A 14,607-nucleotide genomic window follows, 5' to 3' on the forward strand; every position below is an offset into this window, starting at 1 on the left:
CGCAGGTAGAATTCGTGCCGACGAAGGGGCAACAGTGAAGGATCTGGTCGACACCACGGAGATGTATCTCCGTACCATCTACGACCTCGAGGAGGAGGGCGTAGTACCCCTGCGTGCCCGGATCGCCGAGCGCCTCGAGCAGAGCGGCCCCACGGTCAGCCAGACCGTGGCCCGGATGGAACGCGACGGGCTGCTGCTCGTCGCAGGTGACCGGCATCTCGAACTGACCGAGAAGGGCCGCAGTATGGCGGTCGCGGTCATGCGCAAACATCGGCTGGCCGAGCGGTTGCTGGTGGACATCATCGGGCTGGACTGGCAGAACGTGCATGCCGAAGCCTGTCGCTGGGAACATGTGATGAGTGAGGAGGTCGAGCGGCGGCTGGTCGAGGTGCTCAACCACCCCACGACCTCTCCCTACGGCAACCCCATCCCCGGCCTGGACGAACTCGGTATCTCCGCGGCCCAGTTGCTGGAGGAACCGCTGAAGCGGTTGTCCGAACTCCCGCAGGGCCGTACGCACGCGGTGGTGGTGCGCCGTCTGGCCGAACACATCCAGACCGATCCCGAGGTGATCGGCCGGCTGCGGGAGGCGGGCGTGGTGCCCGACGCCCGGGTCACCGTCGAGAGCAAACCGGGCGCCGTCGTCATCACGGTAGCGGGCCACTCGGGGTACGAACTGCCCGACGAGTTGGCCCACGCCGTTCAGGTGAAGCTGGTCTGATCGATGAAACTCCTGGTTACCGGCGGAGCCGGATATGTGGGTGGCGTCTGCGCGCTCGTGCTGCGGGAGCAGGGATACGAGGTGGTGGTCGTCGACGATCTGTCGACGGGTAATGCCGACGGGGTGCCCAAGGGCGTCGAATTCGTCGAAGGTGATATCGCCGAGGTCGCGCCGGATCTGCTGCGCACCCGGAAATTCGACGGAGTTCTGCATTTCGCGGCACAATCGCTGGTCGGTGAATCGGTACAGCGACCCGAGAAGTACTGGCACGGCAATGTGGTGAAAACACTCGCCCTGCTCGAAGCGATGCGCGAAACCGATACCCGGCGATTGGTGTTCTCCTCGACGGCGGCGGTGTACGGCGAGCCGGAACAGGTTCCGATCACCGAGGACGCGCCGGCTCGCCCCACCAACCCCTACGGCGCCTCGAAGCTGGCGATCGATCACGCCATCACCTCGTATTCCGTCGCGCACGGTCTGGCCGCCACCAGCCTGCGTTATTTCAACGTGGCCGGGGCCTACGGCGGTCTCGGCGAGAACCGGGTGGTGGAGACGCATCTGATCCCGCTGGTGCTGCAGGTGGCTGCGGGACACCGGGATTCGATTTCGGTGTTCGGCACCGATTGGCCGACCCACGACGGCACCGCGGTCCGCGACTACATCCATATCCTGGACCTGGCGCAGGCGCATCTGCTGGCCCTGGAGACCGCCGCGGCGAGCACCCACCGGGTGTTCAATCTCGGTAGCGGTACAGGATTCTCCGTACGCGAGGTGATCTCGGCGTGCGAACGGGTCACCGGTGGACCCATCGCCGCGGTCGACGCCCCGCGCCGCGCCGGTGACCCGGCCGTGCTGATCGCCTCCAGCCGGCGCGCGATCGACGAACTCGGCTGGAAACCGGAGCACAACGACCTCGACGAGATCGTCTCCACCGCCTGGAGCTATTTGCGGGGCCTCGGCTCGCGCGCGCACAGCGCGCGCTGATCCGGCCGCAGCCGACCTCACCACACCGCGGCCGGGTCGACGCCCAGAGCGGTGGCGGCGTCCCGGCCGCACTGCGCCAGATCGCGGAGGCGTTCGGGTCGCATACCGGCCTCCAGGGCGGTGTGCAGCAGTGCGGCCATGGAGTGGTGCGGCTCGGCATCCAGCGCCGCGTCCAAGGCGATCCCGGCGAACGGGCCGTCGCCCCGCACGTAGGCGAAATAGCCCAGCAGGGTCGCCGCTTCCGCCCGGTCGGCGCCGTCCAGCGCGCGGGTCAGCAGGGCCAGCAGGCTCTCGGCCGCTTCGGCATGCGCGGTATCGGCCACGGCGAAGACGGAATCGCGGACCTCCCGGTCACGCAGGGCCACCGCGATCTGGGCGAGCTCCCGGGCATCGAGTCCGGGGCCGGATTCGGCGTTCGCGATGAGCCAGAGCACGGTCATCAGTTCGCCACGCAGATAACCGGCCGGATCGCCACGCTGCGCGGCGGCCACATATCTGTCCTTGGCACGGCCCCTGGCCTCCGCCAGTTCACTCGACACTCGCGCGCGCAGGACATCGTCCGGGGCGACCAACGCGGTCAGTTCGTCCCGGCTGCGGCGGATCGGCCGGCCGTCCAGAACCCGTCCGAGGGTGACCGCCGAGGCCACCGGATCGGCGATCCGCCCGCGGCGTGGTGGACCCGTCACGCTCCACCACGGCTGTCCGGCCGCGATCGACCGAGCGGCCCAGGCGCCGCGCACCGGCACGGCGCGGGACGACAGTTGCCGTTCCAGTTCTCCGAATACCGGGATCCGTTGCGGTCCAGCGGGTTCGCCATCGGTGAGCGCGTCGTCCACCAGGACGACGAGCACTCCGACCACGCCCGGGCGGGCACACACCCGCGCGGCCGCGGCGGCCACCGTCTCGGTATCGGAGGGGGCACCGGTGCGGGGTTGCCGGAGGTCGAACCGCACCACGAGATCGATGACCGCGCTCTCCGCCGTGGGGGCCGCGCACAGGACGGCCAGTACCAGCGAACGCTCCGGCCGGAAGCCGAGCATGGCGGGAAGCGCCGCCAGCAGATCTCCCGGGTCGTCGAGCCGGGCGGGGCCGGTACGGAGCGGGCGGTCGTACTCGTCACCGGCCCGGTCGGCGCAGCGTGCCCGTGACGCCGCGGCGTACTCGTAGATACCCCGCCCGGGAAAGCGCGGGCGGGAAGCACACACACCGGGCGCGGCGGGCGCCGGAACCGGGCGGGGCACGCCGCGCGCGGCCAGCGCCCGCGCTGTGGGGCACCGTCCCGCGGCCCGGTCGGCGCTGGGTGGGCCGGGGGCCGGTCGGCCGGCACGGGGTGGGACCGACCGGGCGTCGGCGGCGGTGGGACGGGAGAACGGCGCAGCGGAGGTCATGGCCCGATCATGCGGTATCGGATCTCGCGCAGTACGGGCGTGAACTAGGAAAACACCGGTTCTCACGAAGTCTGTGGACAACTCGGGGTTGTGGACAACTCCGGTCGGCGGCCCGCCCCCGCGCCGAGACCGGGTTGCCGACTCGGAAATGGGGTACATCCAGGAGCGGAGTGTGCCAGACTCCCCGGTGCGTGCACCGGCCACAAGACCACACCGACTCCCCGACCCGCCGCCACCGGGACCGGGGAATTCACCGGCGGCGACCGCTGTTGTCAGCACAGAGAGCCGATGTACGGCCGCGTGTGGCCCTACATCTGCATGGGGGACAATGGAGGGCGATTCGCGGCTCGCGGCACGGCAGCGGATACCAGCAGTATTGCCCGACCCGCCCGCCACGGATCGCGCAGGAAGGAGTACGCGATGGACTACGAGTCGCGAATGTACGAACTGGAGTTCCCCGCTCCGCAGCTGTCGTCCGACGACGGCTCGGGGCCGGTCCTGGTGCACGGCTTGGAGGGGTACTCCGACGCGGGTCATGCGGTCCGGCTGGCCACGACCCACCTGCGGGAGAGCCTGGAGAGCGAACTCGTCGCCTCGTTCGATGTGGACGAGCTGCTGGACTATCGCTCGCGGCGCCCCCTGATGACCTTCAAAACCGATCATTTCTCCGAGTACGCCGAGCCCGAGCTGAACCTGTGGGCGCTGCGCGATACCGGGGGCACCCCGTTCCTGCTGCTCGCGGGCATGGAGCCGGATCTGCGCTGGGAGAAGTTCACCACCGCGGTGCGGTTGCTGGCCGAGCAGCTCGGTGTGCGCCGCAGTATCGGTCTCAGCGCCATCCCGATGGCGGTTCCGCACACCCGGCCGCTGGGGCTCACCGCGCATTCGTCCAACCGCGATCTCATCCCGGACAATCAGCGCTGGCCGGGTGAACTGCAGGTACCGGCGAGCGCGGCCACGCTGCTGGAGTACCGCATGGCCCAGCACGGGCACGAATCGCTGGGTTTCTCGGTACACGTCCCGCACTATCTGGCGCAGACCTCCTACCCGGAAGCCGCGCAGACCCTGCTCGAACATGTCGGTGAGAACGCGGGCCTCGAGTTCCCGCTCGCCGCGCTGGGTGAGGCAGCGGCGCGGGTGCGTGAGCAGGTCAACGAGCACATCGCCGGGAACGCGGAAGTGGAGACGGTGGTGCACGCGCTGGAGCGCCAGTACGACACCTTCGTCAGCGCCCAGGAACGGCAGTCCAGCCTGCTGGTCGGTGAGGGTGAGCTGCCCAGCGGCGACGAACTGGGCGCCGAATTCGAGCGTTTCCTCGCCGAGCAGGGCGGCTACTCCGGCGACGACGACGAACGCGGCTGACGCGCCGCGGCCGGTGAGACCCGGCACACGCCCACCGTGCCGGTGATCGGGGCGCGGCAGCCCGTAGGGTGTCCGGGGTGGATCTGACCGAACTGCTCGAGATACCGGGGACCGACGCCGACGCACTGTACGAGTCGTTCGCGATATGGGCCGCCGAGCAGGGTACCGCGCTCTATCCGGCTCAGGACGAGGCGTTGCTGGAGCTCGCGGCCGGATCCCATGTCATTCTCGCCACTCCCACCGGTTCCGGAAAATCGCTGGTCGCCGTGGGTGCTCATCTCTTCGCGCTGACCCAGGGGCTGCGCACCTACTACACCGCGCCGATCAAGGCGCTGGTGAGCGAGAAATTCTTCGCGCTGTGCGAAGTTTTCGGCGCCGAACGGGTGGGCATGGTGACCGGGGACGCCGCGGTGAACCCGACCGCGCCCATCATCTGCGCCACCGCCGAGATCCTCGCCAATCTGGCATTGCGGGAGGGACCCGACGCCGATATCGGGCAGGTGGTGATGGACGAATTCCATTTCTACGCCGATCCCGACCGCGGCTGGGCCTGGCAGGTGCCGCTGCTCGAGCTACCCCGCGCGCAGTTCCTGCTGATGTCGGCCACACTCGGCGAGGTCGATTTCTTCGCCGCCGACCTCGAGCGGCGCACCGGCCGCGCCGCCGCGGTGGTCGCGGGTACGGAACGCCCGGTGCCGCTGCACTTCTCCTACGCGCGCACGCCGATCACCGAAACGCTGACCGAGCTGGTCACCACTCATCAGGCCCCGGTGTATGTCGTGCATTTCACCCAGGCCGCGGCTCTGGAACGGGCGCAGGCGCTGACCAGCGCGAACTTCGCCAGCCGGGCCGAGAAGGACGCCATCGCGGAAGCTCTCGGCGCGTTCCGCTTCTCGTCCGGTTTCGGAAAAACTCTTTCCCGCCTCATCCGGCACGGTATCGGCGTCCATCACGCCGGAATGCTGCCCAAATATCGCCGGCTGGTGGAGCGCCTCGCCCAGGACGGGTTGCTGAAGGTCGTCTGCGGTACCGACACCCTGGGCGTCGGGATCAATGTCCCGATCCGCACCGTGTTGTTGACCGGTCTCACCAAATTCGACGGGGTGCGCACCCGGCGGCTCAAGGCGCGGGAATTCCACCAGATCGCGGGACGGGCCGGACGGGCCGGTTTCGACACCATGGGCACGGTGGTGGTGCAGGCACCCGAACACGAGGTCGAGAACACCCGGTTGCTGGCCAAAGCCGGTGACGACCCCAAAAAGATGCGCAAGGTCCAGCGCCGCAAACCACCCGAGGGATTCGTCTCGTGGAGCGAGGAGACCTTCGACCGGCTGGTCGCCGCCGCGCCCGAACCCATGGTGTCGCGTTTCGCGGTGACCAACGCGATGCTGCTGAATGTGATCGCCCGGCCGGGCAATTGTTTCCGGGCCATGCGGCATCTGCTGGAGGACAATCACGAACCGCGACCGGCACAGCGGCGCCATATCCTGCGCGCCGTCCGGCTGTACCGCGCGCTGCGGGATGCCGGCGTGGTACAGCAGCTCCCCGAACCCGACGAGCACGGCCGCTACGCGCGGCTCACCGTGGACCTGCAGCGGGATTTCGCGTTGGACCAGCCGCTGTCGCCATTCGCCCTCGCCGCATTCGAACTGCTCGACAGCGCGTCGCCGAGCTACGCGCTCGATATGGTGTCGCTGGTCGAGGCCACCCTCGAGGATCCCCGCCAGCTGCTGATGGCGCAGCAGCACAAGGCGCGCGGGGAGGCCGTGGCCGAGATGAAGGCCGAGGGTATCGATTACGACGAGCGGATGGAACTGCTCGAGGACATCACCTGGCCGAAGCCGCTCGCGGAGCTGATCGAAGGCGCCTACGAGACCTACCGGGCCGGGCACCCGTGGTTGTCGGAGTTCGCGCCGTCACCGAAATCGGTGGTGCGCGACATGGTCGAGCGGGCCATGACTTTCACCGAGCTGATCTCCTACTACGAACTCGCCCGCTCCGAGGGGGTGGTGTTGCGCTACCTCGCCGATGCCTACCGCGCCTTGCGCCGGACCGTGCCGGAGTCGGCGCGCAGCGAAGAACTCGACGATCTCACCGAATGGCTGGGCGAGCTGGTGCGGCAGGTCGATTCCAGTCTGCTCGACGAATGGGAGCAGTTGACCGGGGCGGGCGCGGAGACCGACGCCGAGCAGATCGCGTTCGGCGGGGAGAGCGTGCGCCCGGTCACGGCCAACGAGCGCGCGTTCCGGGTGATGGTGCGTAATGCCGTGTTCCGCCGGGTCGAACTGGCCGCCCGGCAGCGTTGGGACGAACTGGCGGAACTGTCCCCCGGCCCGGACTGGGCGGCCGATCTCGGCCCCTATTTCGACGAATACGACACCATCGGTACCGGGCCCGACGCGCGCGGCCCACAACTGTTCCGGGTCGAGGCGCGGCCCGGTTTCTGGCAGGTGCGCCAGACCCTCGACGATCCGGCGGGCGATCACGGCTGGGCCCTGGTCGCCACCGTCGACCTGGCCGAATCCGATGCGGCCGGTGATGTGGTCTTCGATGAGGTCACGGTGGTGTCGGGGTGATCCCGGGGACCGCCGCGAGCGAATGAGGCCGAAGGTGGCGCCGGAATTCAGCGGTCGGCACGTGCTGGCCGAGTTCGGTGGGGTGGACCGGGCGCTGTGCGACGATCTCGAGCGGCTCGAGGCCGTGCTGCGGCACGCGCTGTCCGCCGCGGGGGTGACCGTCTGCGAGGTCGTCGGTAAACAATTCGACCCGCACGGGGTGACCGTGCTGGCACTGCTGGCCGAATCGCATGCCTCACTGCACACCTACCCGGAGACCGGGGATATCTTCGTCGATGTGTTCACCTGCGGCACCGCCGCGGACAGTGCCGGTGCGGTGGCCGAGCTGCTGCGCGCGGCGCTCGCTCCCGAACACGTCCGGATCTCGACGGTGCTGCGCGGCCGGGCCACCGGCGGTCAGGCCAGCAGCATATAGGCCATACCGAGATCCATGATCAGATGCGGGAGCACGGCGACGGGCAGCCCGCGGCCCGCGGGCGGCGCGACCGGATGCGCGGCCCACCAGCGTGCCCGCCCGCTGCGCACCGAGACCAGCACCACGACGGCGTCCACCAGGAACAGAGCGGCGAAGACAGCGGCCGGCCCCGGGCCCGCGCTGTGCCCGCCATCACTGTGTCCCGCCATCGTGAACAGCATCACCGCGGCCGCGACCAGGTGGTACCCGATGGCCGCCGCACGCTGCCCCGCCCGTGGATACGCATCGCGGTACCAGCGCACGAGACGGTCGCCCAGCAGCAGGGTGAACACCAGCGTCATCGCGAGCAGCACACCGTGCAGGGCATGGCTGTGCACCCGGGTGGGGAACAGCACCATCACCAGCATGACCGCGCACATCAGCAGATGCGCGGCGTCGGATTCGTGATCACCGCCGTGCGCCGCGTCGCCGCAGCCCACGGCACCACCCTCGGACTCCCCCGTCGCGAGCACCGGTGCGGCGAACATCACCCGGGCCAGCACCACCAGCGCCGCCACGGCGAACGCCAGTGCCACCAGGGCCCGCACCCCGGCCTGGTCGAGTACGAATCCGGCCATGCCGCACCGCCTTTCACAAAAGCGCACCACGTCCATATTCGCACGACCGATCGGCCGCAGGGAGGTCTTCGATCCGCCGGACACCGCCCGCGTCACCGCCGGCCGCCGGGACCGGGCCGGGCCGCGACCCGGCCGGACGCCGGGTTTCGATAGGCTGGTCGATGCAATGACCAGGACCGCAGTCACGCACCGGGAGCTTCGTACCCGGTTGGCTTCTCTCACCCTCCGCGACGAACACCGGCTGCACCGGCAACTGGATCGAGTGCGCGGCGGCGACCTGTCCCGGATCGAGTCCGAGATCACGGCGGCCGAGGAACGTATCGCGGCCAGGCGGGCGGCGGTACCGGCGATCACGTATCCCGAGCAGCTGCCGGTCACCGGGCGACGCGACGATATCGCCGCCGCCATCGCCGCCCACCAGGTCGTGGTGGTGGCGGGGGAAACCGGCTCCGGTAAGACGACCCAGATCCCGAAGATCTGCCTGGAGCTGGGCCGGGGTATCCGCGGGGCGATCGGGCACACCCAGCCCCGCCGGCTGGCGGCGCGCACGGTCGCCGAACGGATCGCCACGGAACTGGGGACCGAGCTGGGCGACGCGGTCGGCTATACGGTCCGTTTCACCGATCATGCCGCCGAGCACACGCTGGTCAAGTTGATGACCGACGGCATCCTGCTCGCCGAGATCCAGCGGGACCGGCTGTTGCGCGCCTACGACACGATCATCATCGACGAGGCCCACGAACGCAGTCTCAATATCGATTTCCTGCTCGGCTACCTGAAACAGCTGCTCCCCCGGCGGCCGGATCTGAAGATCGTCATCACCTCGGCCACCATCGACCCGGAACTGTTCGCCCGGCATTTCGCCGACGCCGCGGGCAATCCGGCGCCGATCGTGGAGGTCTCCGGCCGGTCGTACCCGGTGGAGATCCGGTACCGGCCGCTGGCCCTGCCGGCGCCCGAGGAGGACGACGAAGAAGAAGATCACCGGCCGGTCGACCGCGATCCGGTCGATGCGATCTGCGCGGCGGTTACCGAACTCTTCGCCGAAGGGGACGGCGATGTGCTGGTGTTCCTGTCCGGTGAACGGGAGATCCGTGATACCGCGGACGCGCTCGCGGAGCTGAAACTCTCCCGGACCGAGATCCTGCCGCTGTACGCCCGCCTGTCCGCGGCCGAACAGCACCGGGTGTTCGCCTCGCACACCGGCCGTCGGGTGGTACTGGCCACCAATGTCGCCGAGACCTCGCTCACCGTGCCGGGTATCCGCTATGTGGTCGATCCCGGGACCGCCCGGATCTCCCGCTATTCCATGCGGACGAAGGTGCAGCGGCTGCCGATCGAATCGATCTCGCAGGCCTCGGCGCGGCAGCGGTCCGGGCGCTGCGGCCGCGTCGCCGACGGTATCTGCATCCGCCTGTACTCCGAGGACGATTTCGAATCCCGGCCGGCGTTCACCGATCCGGAGATCCTGCGTACCAACCTCGCCGCGGTCATCCTGCAGATGACCGCGCTCGGGCTGGGCGAGATGGAACGGTTCCCGTTCGTGGAGGCGCCGGACCAGCGCGCGGTCCGCGACGGTATCGCCCTGCTGGAAGAGCTGGGCGCCCTCGCCCGCGGCATGCCGGACAAGCGCCCGCCGGCGGCGGACTCGGAAGCCGGTGCCCGGGACGCGGAAACAGCGGACCGCGACGAGGCAGGAGCGGGTCGGAAGCGCCGCCGGGCCGAACCGGGGCCCACCCTGACGCCGACGGGCCGGGAGATGGCGCGTCTGCCGGTGGACCCGCGAATGGGCCGGATGCTCGTCGAGGCCCACCGCAACGGCTGTCTGGCCGAAATGCTGGTGATCGTGGCCGCCCTGTCGATCCAGGACGTCCGCGAACGGCCGGTCGATCAGCAGCAGGCCGCCGACGCGAAACATGCCCGGTTCACCGTGCCGAATTCGGATTTCCTGGCGTACCTGCGGCTGTGGGAGTACCTCACGGGGCAGCGGCGGGCACTGTCCGCGAACCGTTTCCGGCGGATGTGCCGCGAGGAGTTCCTGCACTACCTGCGGATCCGCGAATGGCAGGACCTGTACGGCCAGCTGCGCACCATCACCAAGGGGATGGGCTGGTCACTGCACGAACCGGCCGCCGAGCCCGAGGCGAAGGATTCCCGCCCCGCACGCTCCGAGAACGGTCCGCGGCGCGGACGCGGCCGCAACGGCGCGAAGCCGGAACGGGAAGCCGCCGAGCCCGTACGGACCGCCACCGCGGCCCCCCGGCCGGTCGAGGAGATGACCCCGGACACCGATCCGTGGGACGCGACCGCCGTCCATCAGGCGCTGCTGTCGGGCATGCTGTCGCATATCGGGGTCCGGGAAGCCGAGTCCCGGGAGTTCCTCGGCGCCCGTAACGCCAAGTTCATGATCTTCCCGGGTTCCTCCCTGGCCAAGAAACCGCCGCGCTGGGTGATGGCCGCGGAACTGGTGGAGACCTCACGCCTGTGGGGCCGGATCGCCGCCCGTGTCGAGCCCGAATGGGCCGAACGGCTCGCCGGAGATCTGGTCAAACGTATCTATTCCGAACCGCATTGGTCGTCCAAGCGCGGCGCCGCCCGGGCCTACGAACGCGTCACCCTCTACGGTGTTCCGCTGGTGACCGGCCGGCCGGTCGACTACGGACGTATCGACCCCGAGGTCTCGCGGGAGCTGTTCCTGCGGCACGCCCTGGTACAGGGCGAATGGCAGACCCGGCACGAGTTCTTCCATCGCAACCGGGCACTGCTCGACGATATCGCCGATCTCGAGCACCGGGCCCGCCGCCGGGACATCCTCGTCGACGACGAGGTGCTCTTCGAGTTCTACGACCGCCGGATTCCCGCCGATATCGTCTCGGTCCGGCATTTCGACACCTGGTGGAAAACAGCCCGCCGGCAGGATCCCCACCAGCTCGATTTCACGACCGAGACGGTGGTGAACGAGAACGCCAACCGGCTGGACCCCACGGATTTCCCGGACGCCTGGCGCCAGGGCGAGCTGTCCTTCCCGCTCACCTACCAATTCGAACCGGGCCAGGCCGACGACGGTGTGACCGTGCGCATTCCGGTGGCGCAGCTGGCCCATGTCCGGGCGGTCGGGTTCGACTGGCTGGTGCCGGGCATGCGCGCGGAACTGGCCGCGGCGCTGATCAAGACTCTGCCGAAACAGTTGCGGCGCACGGTGGTCCCCGCGCCGGATTTCGCGGCCGCCGCCCTGCGCGTCCTCACCCCGCGGGCGGAACCGCTGCGGACCGGGCTGGCCCGGGAGCTGACCCGCCTGGCGGCCACGCCGATCGCCCCCGGCGATATGGACCCGGCCGCGCTGCCCGAGCACCTCCGAATGACCTTCGCCGCCACCGATACCGACGGCCGCGTGCTGACCACCAGCAAGAGTCTGGCGCAGCTGCGGACCCGCCTGACCGACCAGGTCTCCGCCTCGGTGGCCGCGGCCACGGCCAATGCCGAACGCGCCCCCGCCACCGTGTGGACCTCGGAATCCCTGGGCACCCTGGACGCCACGGTGCGCCGGGAAGTGGGCGGCCAGACCATCACCGGTTATCCCGCGCTGGTCCCGGAGACCGGCGGAGTGGCGGTCCGCGTGCTCACCTCGCCCGCCGAACAGGCCCGGGCCATGCGGGCCGGAACCCGGGCGCTGGTGCTCAACGCGATCCCCACCTCGGTGCGCGGCGTCACCGCGGGCCTGTCCCCGGCGGATCGGCTGGTACTCAGCCAGAACCCGTACGGATCGGTCGACGCGCTGGTCGAGGACTGCCGCGCCGCGGCCGCCGACCAGCTCATCGCCGCCGCGGGCGGACCCGTCCGCGACCCCGCGCAGTTCGAGCGTCTGGTCGCGGCGCTGCGGCCGAAGCTGAACGAGGTGGTCACCCGGATCGTCCGGCTGGTCGTGCCGGTCCTGGCGGCGGCGCATGAGGTGTCGACTGCGTTGAACGGTGTCCGAGAAGCCGATATCGCCGAGGATGTCCGGGATCAGCTGGCGGAGTTGCTGTTCGACGGGTTCGTCTCCGAATGGGGCCCGGCCCGGCTGCGGGAACTGCCCCGGTATCTCCGCGCGGCGCAAGCCCGGCTCACGGCCCTGCCCGGGTCCGCGGTACGCGACCGCCGGGCGATGACGGACGTGGACGCCGCACTGGCCGCCTACGACCGGTTGCTGATCCGGTTACCGGAGTCGCGGCGGAACGCACCCGATGTCACCGATATCTGGTGGATGATCCAGGAGTTGCGGGTAAGCCTGTTCGCCCAAAAGGTGGGCACGCCGTATCCGGTCTCCACCCAGCGGGTCCAGAAGGCGATCGCGGCCGTGCGTCGCTGAGTCCGACCGCTCAGTCCCCGGGGCCGACCGCTGCCCGCGCCTGCCGCATATCCCGGATCTCGCGTTCGAAATCCTCGGCGGAGGTGAAAGATCGGTAGACCGAGGCAAAACGCAGATACGCCACCTCGTCCAGTTCGCGTAGCGGCCCGAGAATCGCCAGGCCGACCTCATGACTCGGCACTTCCGGTGCCCCCTTGGCCCGGACCGCATCCTCCACCTGTTGGGCCAGCAGGTTCAGCGCGTCGTCGTCGACCTCGCGGCCCTGGCAGGCGCGCCGGACCCCGCGGATCACCTTCTCCCGGCTGAACGGCTCGGTGACGCCGCTGCGTTTGACCACCGACAGGATCGCGGTCTCCACCGTGGTGAAACGGCGGCCGCATTCCGGGCAGGAGCGTCTGCGGCGAATGGCGGCGCCCTCGTCGGCCAGTCGCGAGTCGACGACCCGGGAGTCGGGGTGTCGGCAGTACGGGCAGTGCATCCGGGGTCCTTCGTCGCTGCGAACGCTCGCGGCCGAACCGGCGCCGGTCGCGGGTCCGGCGAGCGCGGGTACCGGGCCGGTGCCCGGGTACGGGTGGGCCGGTCACACGCACCGGCTCGAGTGCATAACACCTCGAGGATACCGGTACGGGGTGTGCCGTGCGCGCGCTCACCCCTGGTCCGGACACACGCGCCGCCGACACGCTACCGCGACCCGGGCGCGTCGGCGGCCGGACCGGACATCGGCGCGGCCGGAATTCCGGGCAGTGCCGGCCCGGGCGCCGGATCCGGGGCCCGCAGATGCGCCAGCGCGAGGAAGGCGACCACCACCGTCGCGGTGATCACGGCGGTCAGAGCCGTCGCCGCGTAACCGGCCCGGGCCCGCTCCACCAGATCGCCGGGTTCGGGTGGCCGGGGCCGTGGCGCCACCGCCGGCCCGCGGCGCACCACCGGCGCCGCCGGCCGGACGACCGGGCGGTACCGGTTCGCCCCGCCCCGGTGCGGCGCCGTCGTCGCGGCACATGGGCGGGGCGGATCGGGCCGCCGCGTGTCCGGCCCCGGCCTCTCGCCCTCGTCCGGGCGGGTCGTTCCGGTCTCCCCCGGCGGGACCGGACCGGACCGGACCCGGGTGGTGACGTCTTCCCGCGTGCCGGTGCCGGTCACGCTGATGGCGGTGTTCATCGGATAGACCTCCGTGCTGGTTGCTCGCGGAACCAATGGCGGTATTCGATCAAACGTTCGACGAACTGATGTTCGATTTCTACCACGCTGGAGGGATAATGTCAGTAGCAACGCCGGACATACCTCGAACAGATGTTTGATAGATCGGAGAGCGCCGACTAGATTCACTGCACGACATCAAACCTCGGGCACAGCCGGTCCGGGCCGTCTGCCGGGACGGCGGTCACCGGGCCGGAGACCGACGAGAAAGGGCGGTTGTGGTGAGCCAATCAGACGACACGGGTGACGGGGCCGGCCCCGGCACCGAACCGGGGGCGACCGGTGTGGATCTCACCGTGCGTCAGCGCAAGGTCCTCGAGGTCATCCGTTCCTCGGTGAGTCTGCGCGGCTATCCGCCCAGCATCCGCGAGATCGGTGACGCGGTCGGCCTGAACTCCACCTCCTCGGTCGCGCACCAGCTGCGCACCCTGGAGCGCAAGGGGTATCTACGTCGCGACCCGAATCGTCCTCGCGCCGTGGATGTTCGCGGTATGGACGAGGCGGTCCGCTCGGTGACCACCCTGCCCCCCGCCGATACCGCGGCCGCATCCGACGCGGCGGGCGATTCCGATCGGCCGATCCCGACCTATGTACCGGTGCTCGGACGAATCGCCGCCGGTGGACCGATCCTGGCGGAACAGGCGGTGGAAGACGTGTTCCCACTCCCCCGCGAGCTGGTCGGCGACGGTTCGCTGTTCCTGCTGAAGGTGGTCGGCGAATCCATGGTCGACGCCGCCATCTGCGACGGCGACTGGGTGGTGGTCCGGCAGCAGAACGTGGCCGACAACGGCGATATCGTCGCGGCGATGCTGGACGGCGAAGCGACCGTGAAGACGTTCAAACGCAGCGGCAAGGACGTTTGGCTGATGCCGCACAATCCGCATTTCGAACCGATTCCGGGTAACGACGCGCGCATCCTCGGCAAGGTCGTGACCGTGATCCGCAAGATCTGAGGCCGCCCACCGGCACCGGGCACGCGCCGGTGCCGGGCCTTCTCCC

General features: G+C 69.8%; 11 protein-coding genes. 7 read left to right on the forward strand and 4 right to left on the reverse strand.

Annotated elements, in window-relative coordinates; genetic code table 11:
* Positions 1-34 precede the first annotated feature (34 nt).
* Both ACLML9_RS08715 and galE read left to right on the forward strand, forming a co-directional pair.
* Positions 35-721: an iron dependent repressor, metal binding and dimerization domain protein gene (locus ACLML9_RS08715; protein ID WP_411945020.1), complete on the forward strand. Its 687-nt coding sequence runs from the start codon at positions 35-37 to the stop codon at positions 719-721.
* Between the two features lie 3 nt (positions 722-724).
* Positions 725-1,705: a UDP-glucose 4-epimerase GalE gene (gene galE, locus ACLML9_RS08720; RefSeq protein ID WP_411945021.1), complete on the forward strand. Its 981-nt coding sequence runs from the start codon at positions 725-727 to the stop codon at positions 1,703-1,705.
* Between the two features lie 17 nt (positions 1,706-1,722).
* Here the strand turns inward: galE and ACLML9_RS08725 are convergent, their stop codons facing one another.
* Positions 1,723-3,093: a DUF4192 domain-containing protein gene (locus ACLML9_RS08725; RefSeq protein WP_411945022.1), complete on the reverse strand. Its 1,371-nt coding sequence runs from the start codon at positions 3,091-3,093 to the stop codon at positions 1,723-1,725.
* Between the two features lie 420 nt (positions 3,094-3,513).
* Here ACLML9_RS08725 and ACLML9_RS08730 point away from each other — a divergent pair, with 420 nt between their 5' ends.
* From ACLML9_RS08730 to speD, 3 genes are all read left to right on the forward strand, one after another.
* Positions 3,514-4,455 carry a PAC2 family protein gene (locus ACLML9_RS08730; protein WP_030521636.1) on the forward strand — a complete coding sequence of 314 codons (942 nt, stop codon included), beginning with the start codon at positions 3,514-3,516 and terminating at the stop codon, positions 4,453-4,455.
* Between the two features lie 77 nt (positions 4,456-4,532).
* The gene (locus ACLML9_RS08735) at positions 4,533-7,031 is read left to right on the forward strand and encodes a DEAD/DEAH box helicase (protein ID WP_411945023.1); all 2,499 of its coding nucleotides are present in this window, start codon (positions 4,533-4,535) and stop codon (positions 7,029-7,031) included.
* Between the two features lie 34 nt (positions 7,032-7,065).
* Complete coding sequence (gene speD, locus ACLML9_RS08740) at positions 7,066-7,446, forward strand: adenosylmethionine decarboxylase (RefSeq protein WP_411945024.1); 381 nt, start codon at positions 7,066-7,068, stop codon at positions 7,444-7,446.
* Here speD and ACLML9_RS08745 read toward each other — a convergent pair.
* Complete coding sequence (locus ACLML9_RS08745) at positions 7,428-8,063, reverse strand: DUF5134 domain-containing protein (protein ID WP_411945025.1); 636 nt, start codon at positions 8,061-8,063, stop codon at positions 7,428-7,430. The two genes, speD and ACLML9_RS08745, sit on opposite strands and share 19 nt — an antisense overlap.
* A 166-nt stretch (positions 8,064-8,229) precedes the next feature.
* Here ACLML9_RS08745 and hrpA point away from each other — a divergent pair, with 166 nt between their 5' ends.
* Positions 8,230-12,411, forward strand: coding sequence for an ATP-dependent RNA helicase HrpA (gene hrpA / locus ACLML9_RS08750; protein ID WP_411945026.1), 4,182 nt, complete (start codon positions 8,230-8,232; stop codon positions 12,409-12,411).
* A 10-nt stretch (positions 12,412-12,421) separates the two neighbouring features.
* On the opposite strand, the gene nrdR is transcribed toward hrpA, so the two are convergent.
* Both nrdR and ACLML9_RS08760 read right to left on the reverse strand, forming a co-directional pair.
* Complete coding sequence (gene nrdR / locus ACLML9_RS08755; protein WP_357054722.1) at positions 12,422-12,889, reverse strand: transcriptional regulator NrdR; 468 nt, start codon at positions 12,887-12,889, stop codon at positions 12,422-12,424.
* A 203-nt stretch (positions 12,890-13,092) separates the two neighbouring features.
* Positions 13,093-13,569 carry a hypothetical protein gene (locus ACLML9_RS08760; RefSeq protein ID WP_411945027.1) on the reverse strand — a complete coding sequence of 159 codons (477 nt, stop codon included), beginning with the start codon at positions 13,567-13,569 and terminating at the stop codon, positions 13,093-13,095.
* A gap of 257 nt (positions 13,570-13,826) precedes the next feature.
* Between ACLML9_RS08760 and lexA the strand changes: the two genes are divergently transcribed.
* The gene (gene lexA, locus ACLML9_RS08765) at positions 13,827-14,561 is read left to right on the forward strand and encodes a transcriptional repressor LexA (protein WP_411945028.1); all 735 of its coding nucleotides are present in this window, start codon (positions 13,827-13,829) and stop codon (positions 14,559-14,561) included.
* Positions 14,562-14,607 lie beyond the last annotated feature (46 nt).

Origin of the sequence: Nocardia sp. NPDC002869, from assembly GCF_046764065.1 — a bacterium.
Taxonomy (GTDB): domain Bacteria; phylum Actinomycetota; class Actinomycetes; order Mycobacteriales; family Mycobacteriaceae; genus Nocardia; species Nocardia rhamnosiphila.